Raw genomic sequence first — 21,311 nt, 5'->3', positions numbered from 1 at the left:
AAGGATCGTGCCAATTCCATGTCTCCGGATCAACCACCTTTCGATGCATGATGCGCAACAACACACCCTGAGCGAGAGTTCGCCGCAAGTTCGGGGCGTCATTCGGTGCATCCTCCGCGCCACGCCCTACAGAAAAGATGCAGCAAAAATGGTGTTCGCGCCCTGCATCAAGATGCTGAATATTGGCCCTACCGGTGGGGGCCAGTTGGCGGCACTGAACAAGTCGGCGAAGCCCGGCGACCTGTTCAAGATGGCGGTGGCCGGATATTCGAGCGCGCCGCCAAGAGCGGAGAGCCATGTATTGCCGCCTAACGAATCGTAACGAATTGTATTTTATAACATATTTTAGAATTCGTCTAATTTCCTGGCGGTCCGGGGTCGCGGACCCGATCCATTTCATCGACACCAACGCGCCGGGTGCCCGTCCTCACCAAGACCAAGGATCCGGCTGACATCTGAAACTACTTGAAGGGATCGCTCTTATCACGATTTCGCCTGTCATTATCATGTGTCACCAGAAACCCACCGTTGGCAGGATCCGTGTTCCAGAACGGGCTGATTTATCGCAAACCACTAATTGGTCTCGAATACCGGTACGAAGGCCGCCGGGGCCAGGGTTTCTGAAAGTGAAATCGCATCGACATTGTCCCCGGTGATGACTTGAATCTTCGGTCCGGCCTTGGTGATCTCAAGCTTGCCTTCGATGGCACGCACCGCCATTTCGATGGCCAGCCGCCCTTGCAGGATCGGAAAATCGGTCGGTGCCGCAAGAATTCTGCCGCGTCTGATGCCGCGATAGACCGCATGGCTCATGTAATCGGAAACGATCAGAATCTGCTCATCAAGCCCTCGGGCGCGCAACAACGACACCGCCGCTTCGGCGGTCGGGGCGCTTCCGACGATATAATCGAGATCGGGGAAGTCATCGAGCGCCTCTTCGACCAGTCGCACCTGGATCTCGCGACCGGTATCGCCGAACTTGCTGACCACGACTTCCGCCGAACTGCCGCGCAAGGCCTTGTGAAAACCGTTTTGAACAAAGCGCACCCAGCCAGCTTTTTCGGGGCCGGGAAACCAGGCCAACCGCACCGGCGCGCTGCCCTCCGGATGGCGCTCTGCGATGATCCGCCCGGCGGCGGCACCCATTTCCTCCCAGGACACGGCCGAACGGGCGCTGATACCGCCTTCGGCAATGTCATTGACCGCAGCGATTACCGGGATCTGCCCGGCGATCTGGCGGATGGTTGTCGAGAGTCCGTGAAACGACACCGTCCCGAGGATCAGCGCATCGGCACCGGAGGCGACGCAGCTTTCGACCTGCTCGATCTGGCGCGCGAGATTGGGATAGCCGCCCGCCTCGACCAGTCGGAAAGAGACGCCCAGACGGCGCGCTTCCTCGACCATGCCGTAATTGACGCTGAGCCAATAGGCGTCCTTCATATGCGGATATGAGACGCAGATCCGCCAACGCCGCGCCGCGCCTTCGAGCGGCTGATAGGCGATGGTATCAACCGTCTGCTCGCCCTCGTCGGAGAGATGCGGCACGTCGAGATCCCAGCTTTGCGCCAAGGCCGGTGCGCTCAGGGCCAGCCAGATCAGTGCGGCGAGATTTCGCATGGGGTCCATTCCTGTGAAGTCGGGGCATTAGACACCGGGCGTGGCTGCGTTTCAAGTTTGCGCAAGCGCGCCTTTACTGCGTAAGCTGGCGCATGTTCGAAAGATTAGGATTGGGCGGGCGGTTGATCCTGGCGTTCCTTGTGATCGCCGGGTTGCCGACGCTTGCCGGCGTGTTCGGCCTGATTGAACTGCGCGACATCGCCCATAGTCAGTCGCGCATCGTGAATGAAACGATCCCGGCGATCGCCCATGTGCGCGGCATCACCGAAGAAAGCAGTCGGGTGATCGCCGCCGCGCCGGAACTCGCCAAGGAAACCTCGCAGGTCGGTCGCGAAAGGCGCGCGCAGTTTCTGGCCGAGCAGGTGGCGGCGCTGAGCGGTCGGTTGGAGCGCGATGGCAGTGAGGAGATCGGGAATACCATGGTGCTGCGCGGCGCGGTGGCCGATGTCGAAGCGCGGATCTTCCGGCTTAACGATCTGGTCGAGCAGCGCATCACCCTGACCGAGATCCGCCGCGACCGGCTGCGCGCGGCGTTGCAAGCGGCCACCGACCTGCTCGACATGGCCGATACGCTGGTCGCCAATGCCGAGATGGGCACCACCGCGGTGATCACCAGCCTATATGACTACAGCACCGAGGATATCAGCCGCGCCGATACGCTCGACAAGCTGATAGAGGTTGACCTGTTTCAATTGGGCCTGATGTTCGAGCTGCGCTCGCGCACCGCCGAGGTCGGGCTGCTGGTGAACCGGATCGCCGAGGCCGGCGCGCTGGCGCAATTGCTGGAGATCCGCGCAATGCTCAACAACCGCATCGAGGTGGTGGCGCGGCGGGTCACCTCGATCCGCGATCCGGGACGGTCCGAACAGGCGGCCGCCCATTTGCAGGTATTGTTGCCGCTGGTAGAGGGCGAGCGCGATATTTTCGCATTGTCCGCAGACATCCTGCGCATCCATGACGAGATTGCCGCCCAGCAGACCGAGCTGCAAACCGCCGCGATCCAGCTGGGCAAGGAGGCGGGCAGAGTGGCAAGCATCGCGCAGGAACAGGCGATCGCCACCGGCGTGGCCGCGACAGCGCAATTGCGCCGCACCCAACTGCGCAACGGCATTGCCGCAAGTATCGCGCTGGCAGTGTCGCTGGCGGTGCTGTGGTTCTTCATCCGCGGCAATATCACCCGCCGCCTCGACCGGCTGTCGGGCGCGATGGCCGCCCTGGTCAGCGGTGATCTGAAACGTCGGGTCGTGCCCCAGAAAAGCGATGAGATCGCGCGGATGGAAGAGGCGGTGGAAGTGTTTCGCCAGCAGGCCATCGACAATCGCGAACTTGAAGCAGAGCGTGATCGCAACGCCCGCGAGTTGCTTGAACATCGCAATAACCTGCAATTGCTGGTCACCCAACAAACCGAGCAGTTGCGCGAAGAGGTTGAGGCGCATGATGCAGCAAGACGCAAGGCCGAGAGCGCGGACCGGGCGAAATCGGAATTTCTGGCGATGATGAGCCATGAGATACGCACGCCGATGAACGGCGTGCTGGGCATGTTGCGCACCATGTTTGGCGAGGGGTTGAGCCGGGCACAGACAAGGCGTCTGCATGCTGCGATCACTTCAAGCCAGAGCCTGTTGCGGATCCTCAACGGCATACTTGATTACACCAAGATCGAAAGCGGCGTGCCGACATTGGAAATCACCACCTTTTCTCTGCGCGAACTGGTCGAGGATATCGTGACGCTGATGCGGCCCACGGCGCGCGAACGCGGCGTCGAACTACTGCTTGACCTGCCGCCGGAGGTGCCCCCGGCGCTGAAAGGCGATGCCGGGAAGCTGCGGCAGATCCTGTTCAATCTGGTATCCAATGCAGTGAAGTTCACCGCCCAGGGCGAGGTGATATTGCGGGTCCGGCTGGGACGCGAGGAAGACGCTCGGCTTGGCGTGACCTTCGAGGTCAGCGATTCCGGCGTCGGGATTTCGGCACAGGCACAGCAGCGCATTTTCGAAGCATTTGAACAGGAAGACCGCAGCATCGCACGGCAATTCGGCGGCACCGGGCTGGGGTTGGCGATCTGCAAGCGCTTTACCGATGTGATGGGCGGCACGCTCAGCGTCGAAAGCAGCAAGGGCCGCGGCTCGGTTTTTACGCTTAGCGTGGCGCTGGAACAGGGCGAAGCGGCTGATCTGCCGCACACCGAGGATTCGTTGTGCTTTCCGCCCCCGGTACAGGCGTTGCGCATACTGGTGGTGGAGGATAACGAGATCAACCGGATGGTGGCGCGCGGGTATCTGGAACGATTGGGCCATTCCTGCCGCTGCGTCGGCTCGGCTGAAGAGGCGCTGTCGGTGCTCGGGGCGGAGGATTTCGACGTGGTGCTGATGGATGTGAACCTGCCGGGGATCAGCGGCACGGCGGCGACCCGCAAGCTGCGCCAGTCAACCGATCAGCGACTGGCGACCCTGCCGGTGATCGGCATTTCGGCGCATGTGCAGGAAGAGCAGACCTCGGTTCATCTCGATGCCGGGATGGATTGCTTCGTGGCCAAACCGATCTCACCGGATCGGCTGGCCCAAGCGCTCAACGCGGTGGCGGCGGGCAACAAGCGCAAGGTTTTTCTGCCAAAGCACATGGAAGGTTCCGGTGCGATCACCGACGATCTTCGCCGCGCGCTGGCAGAGAATGCCGCGGATTTCGGCACGCCACGCACGCTGGAAATCGCCGATTTGTTTCTTGAACAACTCGGGCGCGAGCAGCGCGACCTGCACGCCGCCTGTGCCTCGCAGGATTGGCACAGGGTGTGCAAGCTTGCGCATCGGATCAAGGGCGCGGCGGGCAATTTCGCCCTGACCGAGATGATCGAGACCCTGCAAAAAGTCGAACGGGCGGCAGAACGCGGCGAAGGCACGCTGGTGATCCGTCATCTACAAAGGCTGACCCGCGACCTGAGCGCGGCACAGGAGGCGATGGAGCAGGCGCTGACGGAAATGCGCGAGCCTACTCCAGTGGCGCAGTAAAAACATATCCCTCGCCATGCACCGTGGTGATGAACCGCGGCGCGGCTGGGTCTTCCTCGATCTTGGCGCGGAGGCGGCGGATCAGCACGTCAACGGTGCGCGGGTTGGTGCCAAACTGACGATGGGTGACGCTGCCCATCAACATGTCACGGCTCAGCACTTCGCGGGCGCGCCCGATCAGCGTGTTGAGCAGCTCGAACTCGGCGCGGGTCAGCGGCACTGTCTCGCCGTGGCCATCCTGCAAGCGGCGGCTGGCGCTGTCGAATGTGAAATCACCAAAGCGCACGACGCGGCGGGACAACCGGCGGATATCCGAGGTGCGGCGCAGCAGGTTCTTGATTCGGGCAAGCAATTCGCGCCGGTTGAACGGCTTGCAGACGTAATCATCGGCGCCAAGCTCAAGCCCGACAATCCGGTCCACATCATCGCTGCGGCCGGTCAGCAGGATAATCCCCAAATCCGATCGCGCCCGCTGCTCGCGGGTGATTTCCAGCCCGTCCTTACCTTCGAGGTTGATGTCCACGATCAGCAGATCTATCTCTTCGGTCGGAAGCAGATCCTCGGCCTCCGGGGCACTTGCCGCTTCGAAAACAGTATAGCCCTGCGCCTGCAAATAGCTGGCGAGGGTGGTCCGGGTGACCGGTTCATCCTCGACGATCAGGATTTGATATTTGCGCAATGCCGCTACCCTCCTGCTCGACTGTTAACAAATTTTAACATTCACTGCCATGCTGTTCATCCCAACAGGCTTACCTGTTCACATGTCCTGAATAATCTGCGGGTGCGGAAGGCCAGACCCTTCCGCGGAAAACCGTGCGCCCACCAGTGGCACCGGGAAACCATCAGGGAGAATTAGATGAAAACGCAATTCAAACTTTTCACGCTCGCCGCGGGACTAAGCCTCAGCGCCACAGCTACTTTTGCCGAAGATTCCTCCGACCCCATTGTCATTCCGACCCACAATTGGTCGAGCCAGATCGTGATGAGCCATGTGGTTGGGCAGATCTTCGAATCGATGGGCGCAAATGTCGAATATGTGTCCACCGACAGTCAGGCAGTCTATGAATCCGTGCGCCTGGGTGACGTGACGCTTGAGCTCGAAGTTTGGGAAGGTGCCTTCGGCAATTCGTTCCGAGCCGCGCAGGAGAAAGGCGGGATCGTCGATGCCGGGGATCACAACGCAATCACCCGTGAGGATTGGTGGTATCCGAGCTGGACCAAAGATGCCTGTCCGGGGCTGCCCGATTGGGAAGCTCTGAACGCCTGCAAAGCAGAATTCGTCACCCCTGAAACCGGCGAAAACGGCCGTTTCCTTGGGGGGCCGGTGGACTGGCTCAAGCATGACGCCGAGCGCGTCGAGGCGCTGGATATGGATTTCACCGTGGTAAACGCGGGCTCCGCATCGGCGCTCTGGGCCGAAGTGGCCGCAGCCGAAAAGACCAAGCGCCCCGTGGTGATCTTCAACTGGACGCCCAACTTCGTTGAAGCACTTTATCCGGGTGAATTCGTCGAATTTCCGAAATGGGAAGAAGGCTGTGACACTGATCCATCGGTCGGTCCCAACCCTGACGCGACCTATGATTGCGGCAACCCGGCCAACGGTTACCTCAAGAAGGCCGCGTGGGACGGCATGGAAGAGAAATGGCCCGCCGCCTACAAAACCCTGACCGAGGTCAGCTTTACCAACCCGCAGATCGCGGAAATGGCCAAGCTTGTCGATATTGACGAGATGGAGCCCGAAGAAGCGGCGTCGGCATGGCTCGAATCCAACGAAGATGTCTGGAAACCCTGGGTGGCCGGTGGCGCCTGAGTCGCGCCGACCTGTCATCGTTCCCCGCCCGGCAAATGCGCCGGGCGGGTTCATCGCATCAAGGGGAAAAATTTCATGACCACACCGGAAACCGTCATTTCTTGCAACAATGTCTGGAAGCTGTTTGGAGAGAAAGCGGAAAACTATCTGGCAGGCATGACCGGCAATCCGACTTTCGATGAAATTCGCCAGGCCGGTTATATCGCCGCCGTGCGCGACGTCTCAGTTGATATAAATCGAGGCGAGATGCTGGTGATCATGGGGCTTTCGGGCTCTGGCAAATCAACCTTCGTGCGCTGCCTGTCGCGGTTGCTCGACATCACTGGCGGCACCGTCAAGGTCGAAGGGCAGGATATTGGCGCTCTCGATGAAAAAGAACTGATCGATCTGCGCCGCAACAAGATGGGCATGGTCTTTCAAAGCTTCGGCCTGTTGCCGCATCGCAACGTGCTTGATAACGTCGCTTTCCCGCTGGAGATGCGCGGCCAGGACCGCCACACCCGCCGTGCCCGGGCGCTCGAAGTGATCGAACTGGTCGGGCTTGGCGGGCGCGAGGAATATTTCCCACGCGAATTGTCCGGTGGCCAGCAGCAGCGCGTCGGTATTGCTCGCAGCCTCGCCATCGAACCCGATATCTGGTTTCTGGATGAGCCGTTCTCGGCGCTCGACCCGCTAATCCGCCGGGAGATGCAGGACGAATTTCTGCGCCTACAGGAAATGCTCGGCAAGACCATCGTGTTCATCACCCATGATTTCGACGAGGCGCTGCGCCTTGCCGACCGGATCGCGATCATGAAGGACGGCGCGGTTGAGCAATGCGACACGCCCGACAAGATCGTGCTGGAACCAGCAACCGAATATGTCCGCAAGTTCACCGAAGAGATCAACAAGGCCCGCGTGGTCCATGCTCGCGGTCTGGCCCGCCCGATCAACGGCATCGCCCCGTCCGGGGAGCCGATTGCCGGACATACGACCATTCAGGAAATGGGCCGCCTGCTGGTCAATGACACCCGCGACCTGATGCCGGTTTCCGACAAGAACGGCAAGGTGATCGGCGCGATGGCCCGACAGGAAGCGCTCGACGTGCTCTTCGGAGCACCCGCATGACCGCCGCGCTGACCAACAATCCGCAGGCGCGCTTGCCCGCGCTGTCAAAGACCCGTGTCGCCCAAGGGCTGCTGGGGGTGGCCGTGCTGCTGGTGCTGACCAAGACCGTGCTCCCCGCCGGGCTGGTGCGGCCGCCGGAATGGCTGGTATGGCCCTTTGCCGACTGGATCAACGCGCTGTTCAACTTCATGCGCGATGATCTGGGATTGATGCATGTCACCCGCGGCTTCGCCGAAGGGGTCGAGTGGTTGCTAGATGTCACCGCCAACCTGCTTTATGGGCGCAACCGCTGGCCATATCTGGGTCCGATTCCCTGGAGCGTCATCGCCGTGACTGCCGGGGTTGTGGGCTATGCGCTACAAGGCTGGCGTCTGGCGCTGCTTTCGGCGGGAACATTTGTTTGGATCGTGGTGATGGGCCAGTGGACCTGGTCGATGGAAACGCTGTCAGTCATCGTCGTGGCGGCACCGTTCTCGATCCTCTTTGGTCTGTTGATCGGGGTGCTCGGGTGGAAATCACGGCGCGTCGAGAAGATCCTCAACCCGATCCTCAACATCGCACAATCATTGCCGCATTTCGCCTATATGATCCCGGTCGTGGTGTTCATCGGTGTCGGCCCAAAGGCGGGGGCGATCGTGACGATCATCTTCTCGGTGCCGCCGATGATCAGGATGACCTTGCTGGGCCTCAAGAAGGTTTCACCCGAAGTGGTGGAAAGCGGGCATATGTGCGGCGCGACGCGCTGGCAATTGCTGCATTCGGTACAGATCCCGACAGCGCGCACCGATATCCTCGTGGGCGTCAACCAGGTGATCATGCAATGTCTTGCCATGGTGGTTCTGGCCAGTTTCATCGGCATGCCGGGCCTCGGCCAGAAACTGCTACAGTTGCTACAGGCGCTGAAGATCGGTCGCTCGGTCGAGATCGGCATCACCATCGTGCTGCTCGCGGTCATGCTCGACCGCTGCACCAAGGCGTGGGCGGTGAGGCAGCCCGAGCATTTCGAGAAGGGCACATCCTGGGTCGTGCGAAACAAGTTTCTGGTGATCTGGGCGGTGCTGGTCGCTGTTGCCTTCGCGCTGGCGCAAGTGTTTCCGATGCTCGATCAGGTCAAGCGCAGTCAGGCGCTGAGCATGGCCAAACCGATCGATGCGGTGGTGGACTGGTTCATCGTGCTGATCGATCCGGTCACTCAATGGCTGCGCTGGTTCCTGATCACCTGGATCCTGATCCCGATGCGTGACGCCTATCTGTACCTGCCTTTCAGCGCCGTGCTGGCACTGCTGGCGGCAATCGGCTGGGCCATCGGCGGGCTGCGCTCGGCGCTGGTCTGCATTGCTTTCTTCGGGCTGATCGCCATGTCGGGCTGGTGGGATCGCGCGATGATCACCGTCTATATGGTGAGCTTTTCAGTGCTGCTGGCGCTGCTCGTTGGCTTTCCAATGGGGATCTGGGGCGCGCGCCATGATAAACGCGCCGTCAAGGTGCTGCTGATCTGCGACACGTTGCAGACCTTTCCAAGCTTTATCTACCTGATTCCGGTGGTGATGCTCTTTGGGGTCAATGACGTCGCCGTGGTCAGTGCGGTGTTCCTGTTCGCTGCGGTGCCACTGGTGCGCTACACGATCGAGGGGCTGCGCGGCGTGCCCGAAGCGCTGATCGAGGCGGCTAACATGTCCGGGGCAACGCAACGCCAGACCTTGTGGAATGTGCGCCTGCCGATGGCCCTGCCGACGATCATGGTCGGGGTCAACCAGTCGGTGATGTTCTCGCTGTTCATGGTGATTATCGCCGCCTTCATCGGCACCCAGGACCTTGGTCAGGAAATGCAGCGGGCACTTTCCTCCACCGATGTCGGCAAGGGGCTGGTACTGGGCTTGGCGGTGGCCTTCATGGGGCTGATGGTCGACCATCTGGTGAACCGCTGGGCTTCCAGACGACGACAGGCGCTGGGGCTCGCATAGTTATTTGTCAGGGGCGGGCCAATGGTCCGCCCCGATATGGGGGTATCTGGCGGCTGAGTGTTGGCCCGAAAGGCAAAGCCCCTAAAATTCAACTGAAGATAAAAAGTGGTGTCCGCGGCGGGATTCGAACCCACGGCCCCAGGATTCATACCACTTCGGCTTTCACCGCCGCCCTTGCGGGCGTTCGTGGTCTGGACTGTCCCTTCACCCTAGACCATCGGTCCGTAGGCGCTGCCCATCCAGTCTCTACACCTTCCCCTTGCGGGGCTTGGCTCGGGATTGGCAAGATGCAAGCGCATCGTAGCTTTCCCCGACTTTGAGCAGATCCGTTGCGCGGTTTCCCATCGCAACGCCCAATTAAAAATTAGGAATCCTGTGCTCTATCCAGCTGAGCTACGCAGACACATCTGCCCTTTTTCTACGATTGTTCGCCTTGACCGACAAGTCCCAAAAATCTCGCCGTAGAACACCGCTTGCCGCGGTGGCGTTTGGACGGACACATGGAAACGCTCGACGCGGCTTTGCTGGCTTGAACAGGGTCGGGCGATTGCGTAGCATCGACCGAACCATCACAGGATTATCCACTTTGGCAAACGATGACTCCCGCCCCTTGACCCTGCGCGACGTGTCCGAGGCGTCGGGCGTGTCCGAAATGACCGTCAGCCGCGTATTGCGAAACCGCGGCGACGTGTCGGATGCAACCCGTGAAAAGGTGTTGGAGGCCGCGCGGAGCCTCGGCTACGTCCCCAACAAGATCGCGGGCGCGCTGGCGAGCCAAAGGGTCAATCTGGTCGCGGTCATCATCCCGTCGCTGTCGAACATGGTATTCCCCGAGGTCCTGACCGGCATCAATCAGGTGCTCGAAGGCACCGATCTGCAAGCGGTCGTGGGCGTTACCGACTACACCCCTGAAAAGGAAGAGCGCGTCCTGTATGAAATGCTGTCATGGCGGCCCTCGGGCGTGATTATCGCCGGGCTGGAACATACGGATTCCTCGCGTGCGATGATGCAGGCGGCCGGTATTCCGGTGGTCGAGATCATGGATGTGGACGGCACACCCGTTGATTGCATGGTCGGCATTTCGCATCGCCGCGCCGGCCGCGAGATGGCAAAGGCGATCCTGAAAGCAGGCTACCAGCGGATCGGCTTCATGGGCACCAAGATGCCGCTGGATCACCGCGCCCGCAAACGCTTTGAAGGGTTCACGGAGGCGCTGGCCAAGGGCGGCGTCGAGGTCGCGGATCAGGAGTTCTATTCGGGCGGATCGGCGCTGGTGAAAGGCCGCGAGATGACCCACGCCATGCTTGAACGCACACCGGATCTGGATTTTCTCTATTATTCCAACGACATGATTGGTGCGGGTGGCCTGCTCTATCTACTGGAAAAGGGCACCGATATCCCGGCAGAGATCGGACTGGCCGGTTTTAACGGGGTCGATCTTCTGGATGGATTGCCAAAGCAATTGGCGACGATGGATGCCTGCCGTCTGGATGTCGGCAAGACCGCCGCCCAGATCATCGCGACACGGGTCGCAGATGGGGATGCGGCTGAATACCAAAGCCATGTGGAACTGACCCCGACCATCGCCTTTGGCGACACGCTCAAACGGAAGTGACGCAGCCGCCGGTCCTGAAGAACCGTGCGGCGCGGCGGCTGTTTCTTGACCGGCACGCCTTGGCGGAACCGCCCACCGGGCCCGCAAAAGGGGCGGATCTCGCGGCTTTGATCAAGCGGCTGGGCTTTGTCCAGATCGACAGCATCAACACCGTCGCGCGCGCCCATCACATGATCCTGCATGCGCGACGGCAATCTTACCGGCCCGCCAATCTTGCGCCTTTGCTGGACCGCGACCGCGCGATATTCGAACATTGGACGCATGATGCTGCGGTGATCCCGACAGAATTCTATCCCTATTGGCACCTGCGCTGCGCCCGTGACGCCGCCGCGCTGGAAAAGCAATGGCGCAAGGGACGCCCGGACGGTTTCGAAGACAAGACGCAGCCGGTGCTGGATCACATCCGCACCCACGGCCCCGCCAGTTCGTCAGAGGTCGGCAAGGACGAAGGCCGCAGATCGGGCGGTTGGTGGGAATGGCACCCGTCAAAAACGGCGCTGGAATATCTCTGGCGGTCGGGCGCGCTGGCCGTGACGCGCCGCGACGGGTTTCGCAAGATCTACGATCTGGCCGAAAACGTGATCCCCGAACGCCATCTTGCCCGCCGTCCGACCGAGGCCGAGACAATCGAATGGGCTTGCAACGCGGCGCTGGACCGGCTGGGGTTTGCCACCTCCGGCGAAATCGCAGCCTTCTGGGCCAAGGCGACCGCCGCCGAGGCCAAGGACTGGGTGGCACGCGGCCTGGCGTCGGGTGCATTGCAGGAGATTGACGTGGAAGGTGCAGATGGCAGCCTGCGCCGCTCGATCGCGCGGCCCGGCATCGTGGACGCCGCACAAAACGCACCCAAGCCACCTGCCCGGATGCGCGTGCTCAGCCCGTTCGATCCGGCGCTGCGCGACCGCGCCAGGGCAGAACGCCTGTTTGGGTTTCACTACCGTATCGAGGTCTTTACCCCGGCCGCCAAACGCATTTATGGGTATTACGTCTTTCCTTTGCTGGAAGGTGACAGGCTGGTGGGACGCATTGACATGAAGGCTGACCGGGCGGCGGGGGTTCTGAACGTTACCGCAGTCTGGCCCGAACGCGGCGTGCGCTGGACCGATGCCCGCCACAGTCGGCTGGAGGCGGAACTGGCCCGCATCGCCCGCTTTGCCGGACTGGAAGACGTTCGTTTTCCCGCAAGGCCGCTGCTCACCGAAACGCTGTAATGCCAAAAGGCGCCGGGTCAAGCCCGGCGCGCGTATCGCGGAGAATGCATGACCTATCGACGTTACGCGATCTATTATACGCTTCAGGAAGGCGCGCTGGCACGGTTCGGCGCGGCGTGGTTGGGCTGGGACATGCTGTCCGGCATGGTCTGCCCCGCGCCGGAGGTAAACGGGCTGCATGCGCCTGCGCATAGCCTGACCGAAACACCACGCCGCTACGGGTTTCACGCCACGATCAAGCCGCCCTTCCGGCTGGCCGATGGGCAAAGCGCCACCACACTTGCAGCGGCCCTGGAAACACTGTCCCTGCGCCTGCCCCCCGCGCTTGCCGATTCTCTGAAGGTCACTCGTCTGGGCCGTTTCGTGGCATTGACACCTGTCGGAGAGGCCACCGCGATTGCCAGTCTTGCGGCGCGGACGGTAGAGACGCTCGATGATTTCCGCGCGCCGTTAAGTCAGGCCGACCTTGATCGCTACGGGTCACGCCCTTTATCCGACCGGCAGAAGCAAATGTTACAACGCTGGGGCTATCCTTATGTGATGGATCAGTTCCGGTTTCACATGACGCTGAGCAGCAAGTTGCCTGTCGCTCAGGCGCGGATGCTTGAGGCGACGCTTGCCGATCATCTGGCACCGATCCTGCCCACGCCCTTCGCACTGGACGCGCTGACCCTTGCGGGCGAAGACGCCGATGGGATGTTTCATGCGATTTCCACGCACCGGTTGCGCGGCCGAGCATAATTCGGCGGTTTCCGAAACGCCTCGTCATATCGACGTTACATCACACCTTTAATCAAATTGTGGCTGGAAAGTTAGAAATTCAGCCGCAACCCCCAAAACGTTTCAGAACGCGTCGGGGCGGCCCATCGGACCGCCCCAATTCTGCATCAAATTGCGATAGAGTCAGGCGTTAATTCAGCGCCTTGTCGGTGACGGCGTGGGTCCAGGCACCCTCGGGTTGCTTGGTGATCACCGGATCGGACCCGCCGGACAACAACGAGTCAACGGTGCGCTGGTAATCCGCCTCGTCCAGCGCGCCATTCGAGCCTGAGGTCAGTTTGCCAATTTCGCGCATCATCCGTTTTTGATGCGCCTCGGTCTGTGCGCCCGTCTCGTCATATTCCAGCACGATCTCTGCGGCTTCATCCGGGTTCTCTTCGGCGTATTTCCAACCCTTCATCGAGGCGCGTACGAAACGAGCCAGTTTATCAACGGTCGCTTCATCCGACAGCCTGTCCTCCAGAACATACAACCCGTCTTCGAGAGTGGCGACGCCCTGATCCTCATATTTGAACGTCACGAGATCCTCTGCCGCGATTCCCGCATCCAGAACCTGCCCATACTCATTATAGGTCATGGTCGAGATGCACACCGCCTGTTTCTGCAACAACGGATCGACATTGAAGCCCTGTTTCAGAACTTCGACACCGTCCTCGCCGCCCTCTGTCGGGATACCAAGCTGGCTCATCCAGGACAGGAACGGGTATTCATTGCCGAAGAACCAGACACCCAGCGTGTTGCCGGGGAAATCCTCGGGGCCTTCGATGCCACTTTCCTTGAGACAGGTCAGCATCATGCCCGACGATTTGAAGGGCTGTGCGATATTGACCAGCGGCAACCCCTTTTCGCGCGCGGCCAGTGCGGCGGGCATCCATTCCACGACCACATCGGCACCGCCACCTGCGATCACCTGTGTGGGCGCGATATCCGGGCCACCCGGCTTGATCGTGACGTTCAGATCCTCGTCCTCGTAAAAGCCTTTTTCCAGCGCCACATAGTAGCCCCCGAACTGGGCCTGTGTGACCCATTTCAGTTGCAGCGTCAGATCATCCGCCGCTTGCGCGCCCGAGGCGATCAGCCCCGCAGCCAAGGCCAGTCCGGCAATCCTGTTCATCGTCATGGTACACACTCCGTGTTGTTGATCGCAGTTTCATTGTTATCGGCTTCGCCGCTGCGAGGGGTGCCAGAAGGTCACCCAACGCTCGATCAGCACGACGAACCCGTAGAGAACCGTCCCTGTCAGCGCAGAAACGGCGATTTCGGCCCAGACCATATCAATCCCCAACCGACCGACCTCTGTCGAGATGCGGAACCCCATGCCTTTGGTCGGCGACCCGAAATACTCCGCCACGATAGCACCGATAAGCGCAAGCGTGGCCGAGATTTTCAGCCCATTGAAAATAAACGGCATGGCGGCAGGCAGGCGCAATTTGCCTAAGGTTTGTGTATGGTTGGCAGAATATGTGCGCATCAGATCGCGCTGCATCCTGTCAGTTGCCGCCAGCCCTGCCAGCGTGTTCACCAGAATCGGGAAAAACACCATGACCACCACAACCGCAGCCTTGGACTGCCAGTCAAAGCCGAACCACATCACCATGATCGGCGCGACCCCGACGATCGGCAGGGCCGCCACGAAATTGGCCACCGGCAACAGGCCGCGACGCAAGAAATCCACGCGGTCAATAGCCAATGCAGCCGCAAAGCCCGCAACCGCCCCGATCACAAGGCCGGTCAACGCCCCTTTCAGCACGGTCTGCACCCAATCGACCCACAAGATCTCTGTCGAGCGTTGGATGGCGGCCCAGATCTCAGACGGTGCCGGCAAGATCGCACGCGGAATGTCGAAAGTGACGACAAACAGCTCCCACAAGACAAGTACGGCGATCCCGAACCCAAGCGGCAAGCCGATCCGCAAAACCAAGGATGGCTGCCCGTTCATGTCTGCCCCCCGCCCATCATCCGAACTGCGATCTTCTCAATCCCCGACACGATCCAGATCAGCATGGCTGCAAGGATTGCCGCAGCAAACAGCGCCGACCACATGATCATCGGATTGCCGAATTGCGAGCCGATCAGCATCCGCGCGCCCAACCCTGAGATCGCGCCTGTCGGCAGCTCGCCCACGATGGTCCCGACAAGGCTGGCCGCCACCGCAATTTTCAACGAGGCGAAGAAATAGGGCAAGGAGGCGGGCAGGCGCAATTTCCAGAACACCTGACCCGGAGATGCGCCATAGGTTCGCAGCAGATCCAGTTGCATTCCGCCCGGACTGCGCAGCCCCGCCACCATGCTGACGAGGACCGGAAAGAAGCTCAGATACCCTGCAATGATCGCCTTGGGTACCAACAGGCTGCCAGCCCCCGCGGCATTGGCCAGAACCACGATCATCGGTGCCAGCGCGACCACCGGAATGGTCTGGCTGATGATCGCCCATGGCATCAGCGTCAGATCCGCAAAACGGCTCAGCACGATGGCAACCGCCAGCACAACGCCCGCAACAATCCCCAGCACAAAGCCCGCCATCGTCGTCTGAAAGGTGATGAAGCCGTGATACACCAGACTGCGCTTCGAGGTCACTTTCTTGTTGACCACCCCATCATACAGCTCTGCCGCGACCTGATGCGGCGCGGGCAGTTTGGCACGATCCTGATTCATCGTATCGCGCAACACTTCCGTAAAGCCGGGATCGGTCCCGGCCCGCGCGGCCTGATCCATCACCCATGTACGGTTCATCAGAAAACTGCCGACATACCAGATCGCAAAGATCGTCAGCACGACCACCAGCACCGGACCAAAACGCTTCATCGCCGCCACTCCGTCCGCAAGCGCGCAATACAGGCATGCAGCGTCGGACCCCATTTTAAACTGTCGGCTGCGACACAGGCATCATCGGTCGATGTTTCGGCTTCCGGGCGGACGGACATCAGTGCGGCCTTGCAGGCACCACGACGCGCAACGCAGGCATCAGTCGTCATACCCATGCCCCGCGCGCAACCCATCGCGCACCCGATGCGCGATCTCGATGAATTCGGGCGTGTCGCGGATTTCCAGCGGACGCTCCTTGGGCAATGGGCTGTCAATCACATCGCTGATCCGTCCGGGACGCGGGCTCATCACCACGATCTTGGTGGACAGGTACACCGCCTCGGGGATCGAATGCGTGACAAAGGCGATGGTCTTGCCCGTCCGCGCCCACAGCGCCAGAAGCTGCTCGTTCAGATGATCGCGGACGATCTCGTCCAGCGCCCCGAAGGGCTCATCCATCAGCAGAATATCGGCGTCAAACGCCAGTGCCCGCGCGATAGAGGCCCGCTGCTGCATCCCCCCCGAAAGCTGCCACGGGAATTTCTTCTCGAACCCGGCAAGCTCCACAAGTTCCAGCACGCGAGCCACCCGTTCGGCCTGATCCGCCTTGGAATAGCCCATGATTTCCAGTGGCAAGCGGATATTGCCGCCAATCGTGCGCCACGGATACAGCCCCGCCGCCTGGAACACATACCCATAGGCCCGCGCCTTGCGGGCCTCTTGGGCCGAGACCCCGTTGACTGTGATGCTGCCACCCGTCGGATGCTCCAGATCCGCCATGCAACGCAGGAAGGTCGTCTTGCCACAGCCCGAAGGGCCGATGAAGCTGACAAACTCGCCCTTTTTGATGTCGAGGCTCACATCCTTGAGCGCATGCACCGGGCCATCATTTGTCTGGAAGGTGAGCGACAAGCCCCGCGCGGAGATCACCGCGCCAGGGGTTGTCATGTCTTGGCTAAGCGGATCGGACAGCGGTCGATCCCCTGGCTTTGCGTTTTGCACCTATTAGATCCCCGCTGGTATGTTCAGCGGGTCGCGCTGGATCATCTTCGGCGCATTCAGCGCTTTCCACTTGGACAGCGCCTCGTGTGCCGACGGAAAGGCAGGGCGGGGCACGAACTTGCCGCGGCCGGGTTGCGGCTGGCTGTTCTGGCCCCATGCCCAGATCACCTCTCCGCGTGACAGCGTGTAGCGGCTTTGCGCGGACACGTTGAATCCCTCGAATACATTGTAATCCAGCACCGAATGGTGGTTCGCGGGCGAAATCGTCTTGGAGATTTTCGGATCCCACACCACGATATCCGCATCCGCGCCTTCCACAATGGCCCCCTTCTTGGGGTAGATGTTGAGGATTTTTGCCACATTGGTCGAGGTCGCCGCGACAAACTCATTCGGCGTCAGACGACCGGTTTCGACCCCTTCGGTCCAGAGCACGGCCAGCCGTTCTTCGACGCCGTTCGACCCGTTGGGGATTATCCGGAAATCATCGCGGCCGGCGCGCTTTTGTTCGGTGTTAAAGGCCGCGTGGTCGGTTGCCACCACCTGTAACGACCCCGATTGCAGCCCGGCCCATAGTGAATTCTGGTGATCTTTGGACCGGAAGGGCGGCGACATCACGCGGCGGGCGGCATGGTCCCAATCCTTGTTGAAATATTCGGATTCGTCGAGCGTCAGGAACTGGATCAACGGCTCGCCATACACACGCATGCCTTTCTGGCGCGCCCGCCGGATCGCCTCATGCGCCTGCTCGCAGGAGACATGCACGATGTAGAGCGGCACGCCCGCGGCATCGGCGATGGTGATGGCACGGTTGGCCGCCTCGCCCTCAAATTCCGGCGGGCGGGAATAAGCATGGCCCTCGGGGCCGGTGATGCCCTGATCGAAGTATTTCTGCTGCATCTCGGCAACCAGATCGCCGTTTTCAGCATGCACCATCGGCAGCGCGCCCAGTTCGGCGCAGCGCTTGAAGGACGCGAACATCTCGTCATCCTCGATCATCAGCGCGCCTTTATAGGCCATGAAATGCTTGAAAGAGTTGACGCCCATATCAACGGCGTCCTTCATCTCGTTGAAGATGGTCTCGTTCCAGCCGGTGATCGCCATGTGATAGCCGATGTCGGAGCAGATCTGCGGGGCGGATTTGCGGTGCCATTCGTTAATGGCGTTCTTGATCGACCCATCCGCGCCGGGCAGACAGAAATCCACCAGCATCGTCGTGCCGCCGGTGGCCGCCGCCCAGGTGCCGGACTCAAAGGTCTCTGCCGCCGTGGTGCCCATGAAGGGCATCTCCAGATGAGTGTGCGGGTCAATTCCGCCGGGGATGACATAAGCGCCCTCGGCGTCAATATATTCGTCGCCTTTCAGGTCTTCACCGATCTGCTTGATCACCTCGCCCTCGATCAGGACATCCGCTTTCCAAGTGCGATCCGCCGTGCAGACGGTGCCGTTTTTGATGACTTTGGTCATATCTTGCCTCCCTGTGCCAACCCGTCCCGGCCCTGAGCCGGGACCTTGCGTCGGCTCAACCAGGGATTTGGGGTGTTAATTCGTGCCAATTCGGATTGCTCTGCGTTATCAGAGCGATTTTCCAGTCGCGACGCCAGCGCTTGATCGCTCGCTCGCGCCGGATCGACGCCTCGAAACAGTCGTGTTCCTCGAACCAGACCAGACGACGAATATTGTATTTCGCTGTATGCCCGGACAACCCGGCGCGGTGCGTCTCTACGCGAGCGCGAAGATCCGTCGTCCTTCCCGTGTACATGGCTCCGCAAGGCCGGGAAGCCATAATGTAGACAAAATGCGCCATGCCGTACAATTCTACGCATAGCGTTACGATTGAGTAAATCCCGTCCCGGGCTTGACCCGGGACCTTGTCCCGCGCTGGCCAGAAGGTCCCGGGTCAAGCCCGGGACGGGTTGTGCGAGCAAAAACCTCACTCCACGATCCCTGCCGTCTCTACAACGGCATGGAGCAGAACATCCGCTCCGGCTGTGGCCCAGTCCTTGCTGATCTCCTCGGCCTCGTTGTGGCTTAGGCCGTCCACGCAAGGACACATCACCATCGCCGTGGGGGCGACCTGGTTGATCCAGCAGGCGTCGTGGCCAGCACCAGAGATCAGGTCGCGATGAGAATAACCCAGCCGTTCGGCCGCATTTCGTACGGCCGTCACGCAATCCTTGTCAAACTCCACCGGATCGAAACCGCCGACCTTTTCGAATGCGACCTCCAGACCCATATCCTCGCAAATCTTCGCGCCCTCGTCGCGCAGACGCTTTTCCATATCCTCAATCACGCTCAGGTTCGGCGAGCGGAAATCGACGGTGAAGACCGCCTTGCCGGGGATCACGTTGCGCGAGTTGGGATAGACGTCGATATGGCCCGCCGCGCCGACCGCATCCGGTTTGTGCGACCAGGCGATCTGATCCACCAATTCCAGAATACGCGCCATGCCAAGGCCTGCATTCCTGCGCATCGGCATCGGGGTAGAGCCGGTATGGCTTTCCTTGCCGGTCACGGTCACCTGCGTCCAGGACAGGCCCTGCCCGTGGGTCACAACGCCGATATCCTTGCCCTCGGCCTCCAGAATGGGCCCCTGCTCGATATGCAACTCGAACATCGCATGCATCTTGCGGGTGCCGACCTCCTCGTCGCCCTTCCAGCCGATACGTTCCAACTCTGCGCCAAAGCTCTTACCCTCGGCATCTTCGCGCGCGTAAGCCCAGTCCTGATCGTGAACGCCTGCGAACACACCCGAGGACAACATGGCGGGGGCAAACCGCGTGCCTTCCTCATTGGTCCAGTTCGTGACGACGATGGGGTGCTTGGTCTTGATGTTCATGTCATTGAGCGAGCGGACAATCTCCAGCCCGCCCAGCACGCCCAGCACACCATCGTATTTGCCGCCCGTGGGCTGGGTATCCAGATGGCTGCCGACATAGACCGGCAGCGCCTCCGGGTCGGTGCCGTCCCGGCGCGCGAACATGTTGCCCATCGTATCAAGGCCCATTTCCATACCAGCCGCTTCGCACCATGACTGAAACAGCGCGCGACCCTCGGCATCGGCGTCCGTCAGCGTCTGGCGGTTGTTGCCGCCCGCCACACCAGGACCGATCTTCGCCATTTCCATCAAGCTGTCCCAAAGCCGGTCGCCATTGATCCGAAGGTTTTCGCCCGGTGCTGCCATATCCATCATCCTACCTTATCTGTCGGTCGGGCCTCCTGCCGACCAAGTGGCACCACCGGTAAGCCAAGAGATCCTGCCTTAAGGCTTGCCACCGCGCCGCATGTTTTTTACCAATTGGTAAAGGCACGATTGCAAGGGTACCGAATTGTGTCAAGGATTGACTTCCACCCCCCGCACGGAACCATCCACGCGGGACAGAGACTGCCCAACTAATCAGCAGGTGAAAAACCGCATGGATGACGGCAAGCCCCCGCCCGAAGCACCCAAACGCAGCCGGATCCAGAAACGGAACCGCAAGCGCATTCTGGACGCAGCGCTGAATGTGTTCTCGCAGCACGGGTATCGCGGCGCGACACTGGATCAGATCGCGACCGAGGCCGGGCTGTCAAAGCCCAACATCCTTTATTATTTCGATGGCAAGGCAGCGATCCATGTCGACTTGCTGAACACGCTGATGGCCGAATGGCTGGCACCGCTGCAAGAGATGGACCCGGAAGGTGAGCCGCTGGACGAATTGATGCGGTATATTTCGCGCAAGCTGGCGATGAGCCATGCCTACCCGCGCGAAAGCCGTCTGTTCGCCAATGAGATCATTCAAGGCGCACCAAGGATGGGGCCGCATCTGGCCTCGGGGCTGAAAACACTGTTTGACGAGAAATGCGCGTTGATTGCCAGTTGGGTGCAACGCGGCAAGCTGGCCCCGGTCGATCCGGGGCACCTGATCTTTTCAATCTGGGCGGTCACGCAACATTATGCGGATTTTGAAGCACAGGTAGAGGTGCTGATGCCCCGCAAGGCAGAAACTCGCGCAGGCGCAGAGGCCCATGTCGAGGCGCTGTTCCGCAAACTGCTGACGCCGCCGGGTTACAGCGTCAGGACACCCTGACGCGCCGCCCGGACGGTGGTCAGTCGTCTTTCGCAGCAGATTCCAGCGCCGCAATCCGCGCGGACAATGCCTCGTTCTCTTCGCGGGCCTTTTGCGCCATCGCGCGCACGGCATCAAATTCTTCGCGCGTGACAAAATCGCGATCCGCGAGCCAGCGGTCCATCATCGATTTCATCGCGGTCTCGGCCTCTTGCCGTGCGCCCTGGGCCACGCCCATCGCATTGGTCATCAACTGCGAGATGTCGTCGAATACTTTGTTGCGGGTCTGCATGTGTCACTCCGGCATTGGGTCCAGCTTCTATATGGGCGTCGAGAGTGCATATCACAA

At 60.8% G+C, this 21,311-nt stretch carries 19 protein-coding genes; 9 read left to right on the top strand and 10 right to left on the bottom strand.

Annotation, left to right across the window (positions count from 1 at the left end; genetic code table 11):
• Positions 1–43: 43 nt before the first annotated feature.
• Positions 44–322, top strand: coding sequence for a hypothetical protein (locus tag DMZ65_RS08195; RefSeq protein ID WP_116598400.1), 279 nt, complete (start codon positions 44–46; stop codon positions 320–322).
• Between the two features lie 251 nt (positions 323–573).
• Here DMZ65_RS08195 and torT read toward each other — a convergent pair whose 3' ends face one another.
• Complete coding sequence (torT, locus tag DMZ65_RS08190; RefSeq protein ID WP_116598443.1) at positions 574–1,617, bottom strand: TMAO reductase system periplasmic protein TorT; 1,044 nt, start codon at positions 1,615–1,617, stop codon at positions 574–576.
• Positions 1,618–1,709: 92 nt separating this feature from the next.
• On the opposite strand from torT, the gene DMZ65_RS08185 reads away from it, so the two are divergent.
• On the top strand, positions 1,710–4,622 hold the full coding sequence (locus DMZ65_RS08185; protein WP_116598399.1) for an ATP-binding protein: 2,913 nt from the start codon (positions 1,710–1,712) through the stop codon (positions 4,620–4,622).
• Here the strand turns inward: DMZ65_RS08185 and DMZ65_RS08180 are convergent.
• Positions 4,603–5,301, bottom strand: coding sequence for a response regulator (locus DMZ65_RS08180; RefSeq protein ID WP_116598398.1), 699 nt, complete (start codon positions 5,299–5,301; stop codon positions 4,603–4,605). The two genes, DMZ65_RS08185 and DMZ65_RS08180, sit on opposite strands and share 20 nt — an antisense overlap.
• A 177-nt stretch (positions 5,302–5,478) precedes the next feature.
• Between DMZ65_RS08180 and DMZ65_RS08175 the strand changes: the two genes are divergently transcribed.
• The 6 genes from DMZ65_RS08175 (at position 5,479) to DMZ65_RS08150 (ending at position 13,070) form a co-directional block, all read left to right on the top strand.
• Positions 5,479–6,432 carry an ABC transporter substrate-binding protein gene (locus DMZ65_RS08175; RefSeq protein WP_116598397.1) on the top strand — a complete coding sequence of 318 codons (954 nt, stop codon included), beginning with the start codon at positions 5,479–5,481 and terminating at the stop codon, positions 6,430–6,432.
• 75 nt (positions 6,433–6,507) lie between these two features.
• Positions 6,508–7,539 (top strand): quaternary amine ABC transporter ATP-binding protein, encoded by a 1,032-nt coding sequence (locus DMZ65_RS08170; protein WP_116598396.1) that lies wholly within the window; start codon positions 6,508–6,510, stop codon positions 7,537–7,539.
• Complete coding sequence (locus DMZ65_RS08165) at positions 7,536–9,503, top strand: ABC transporter permease (RefSeq protein ID WP_116598395.1); 1,968 nt, start codon at positions 7,536–7,538, stop codon at positions 9,501–9,503. The genes DMZ65_RS08170 and DMZ65_RS08165 overlap by 4 nt, the downstream gene beginning before the upstream one ends.
• 586 nt (positions 9,504–10,089) lie before the next feature.
• A complete protein-coding gene (locus tag DMZ65_RS08160; protein ID WP_116598394.1) occupies positions 10,090–11,118 on the top strand; it encodes a LacI family DNA-binding transcriptional regulator in 1,029 nt (342 codons plus the stop codon).
• Positions 11,115–12,329: a winged helix-turn-helix domain-containing protein gene (locus DMZ65_RS08155; protein ID WP_116598393.1), complete on the top strand. Its 1,215-nt coding sequence runs from the start codon at positions 11,115–11,117 to the stop codon at positions 12,327–12,329. The genes DMZ65_RS08160 and DMZ65_RS08155 overlap by 4 nt, the downstream gene beginning before the upstream one ends.
• A 48-nt stretch (positions 12,330–12,377) precedes the next feature.
• Positions 12,378–13,070, top strand: a complete 693-nt coding sequence (locus tag DMZ65_RS08150) for a DUF1045 domain-containing protein (RefSeq protein WP_116598392.1) — start codon at positions 12,378–12,380, stop codon at positions 13,068–13,070.
• 169 nt (positions 13,071–13,239) lie between these two features.
• Here the strand turns inward: DMZ65_RS08150 and DMZ65_RS08145 are convergent, their stop codons facing one another.
• From DMZ65_RS08145 to DMZ65_RS08115, 7 genes are all read right to left on the bottom strand, one after another.
• Positions 13,240–14,223 (bottom strand): ABC transporter substrate-binding protein, encoded by a 984-nt coding sequence (locus tag DMZ65_RS08145; protein WP_198662651.1) that lies wholly within the window; start codon positions 14,221–14,223, stop codon positions 13,240–13,242.
• A 42-nt stretch (positions 14,224–14,265) separates the two neighbouring features.
• Complete coding sequence (locus tag DMZ65_RS08140; RefSeq protein ID WP_116598390.1) at positions 14,266–15,048, bottom strand: ABC transporter permease; 783 nt, start codon at positions 15,046–15,048, stop codon at positions 14,266–14,268.
• Positions 15,045–15,914: an ABC transporter permease gene (locus DMZ65_RS08135; protein WP_116598389.1), complete on the bottom strand. Its 870-nt coding sequence runs from the start codon at positions 15,912–15,914 to the stop codon at positions 15,045–15,047. Before DMZ65_RS08135 ends, DMZ65_RS08140 begins: the two co-directional genes overlap by 4 nt.
• A 159-nt stretch (positions 15,915–16,073) precedes the next feature.
• Positions 16,074–16,862 (bottom strand): ABC transporter ATP-binding protein, encoded by a 789-nt coding sequence (locus DMZ65_RS08130; protein WP_116598388.1) that lies wholly within the window; start codon positions 16,860–16,862, stop codon positions 16,074–16,076.
• A gap of 57 nt (positions 16,863–16,919) precedes the next feature.
• Positions 16,920–18,380: a dihydropyrimidinase gene (hydA, locus tag DMZ65_RS08125; protein ID WP_116598387.1), complete on the bottom strand. Its 1,461-nt coding sequence runs from the start codon at positions 18,378–18,380 to the stop codon at positions 16,920–16,922.
• A gap of 55 nt (positions 18,381–18,435) precedes the next feature.
• Positions 18,436–18,720, bottom strand: coding sequence for a GIY-YIG nuclease family protein (locus DMZ65_RS08120; protein ID WP_116598386.1), 285 nt, complete (start codon positions 18,718–18,720; stop codon positions 18,436–18,438).
• Positions 18,721–18,846: 126 nt separating this feature from the next.
• Positions 18,847–20,097 carry a Zn-dependent hydrolase gene (locus DMZ65_RS08115; RefSeq protein WP_116598442.1) on the bottom strand — a complete coding sequence of 417 codons (1,251 nt, stop codon included), beginning with the start codon at positions 20,095–20,097 and terminating at the stop codon, positions 18,847–18,849.
• Positions 20,098–20,329: 232 nt separating this feature from the next.
• Between DMZ65_RS08115 and DMZ65_RS08110 the strand changes: the two genes are divergently transcribed.
• Positions 20,330–20,983, top strand: coding sequence for a TetR family transcriptional regulator C-terminal domain-containing protein (locus DMZ65_RS08110; protein WP_116598385.1), 654 nt, complete (start codon positions 20,330–20,332; stop codon positions 20,981–20,983).
• Positions 20,984–21,002: 19 nt separating this feature from the next.
• Here DMZ65_RS08110 and DMZ65_RS08105 read toward each other — a convergent pair whose 3' ends face one another.
• Positions 21,003–21,254: an accessory factor UbiK family protein gene (locus DMZ65_RS08105; RefSeq protein WP_116598384.1), complete on the bottom strand. Its 252-nt coding sequence runs from the start codon at positions 21,252–21,254 to the stop codon at positions 21,003–21,005.
• Between the last annotated feature and the right edge of the window lie 57 nt (positions 21,255–21,311).

It is taken from the genome of Primorskyibacter marinus, assembly GCF_003313245.1.
Lineage (GTDB): Bacteria > Pseudomonadota > Alphaproteobacteria > Rhodobacterales > Rhodobacteraceae > Primorskyibacter > Primorskyibacter marinus.
This window is presented reverse-complemented; position numbering and strand designations above follow the sequence as displayed.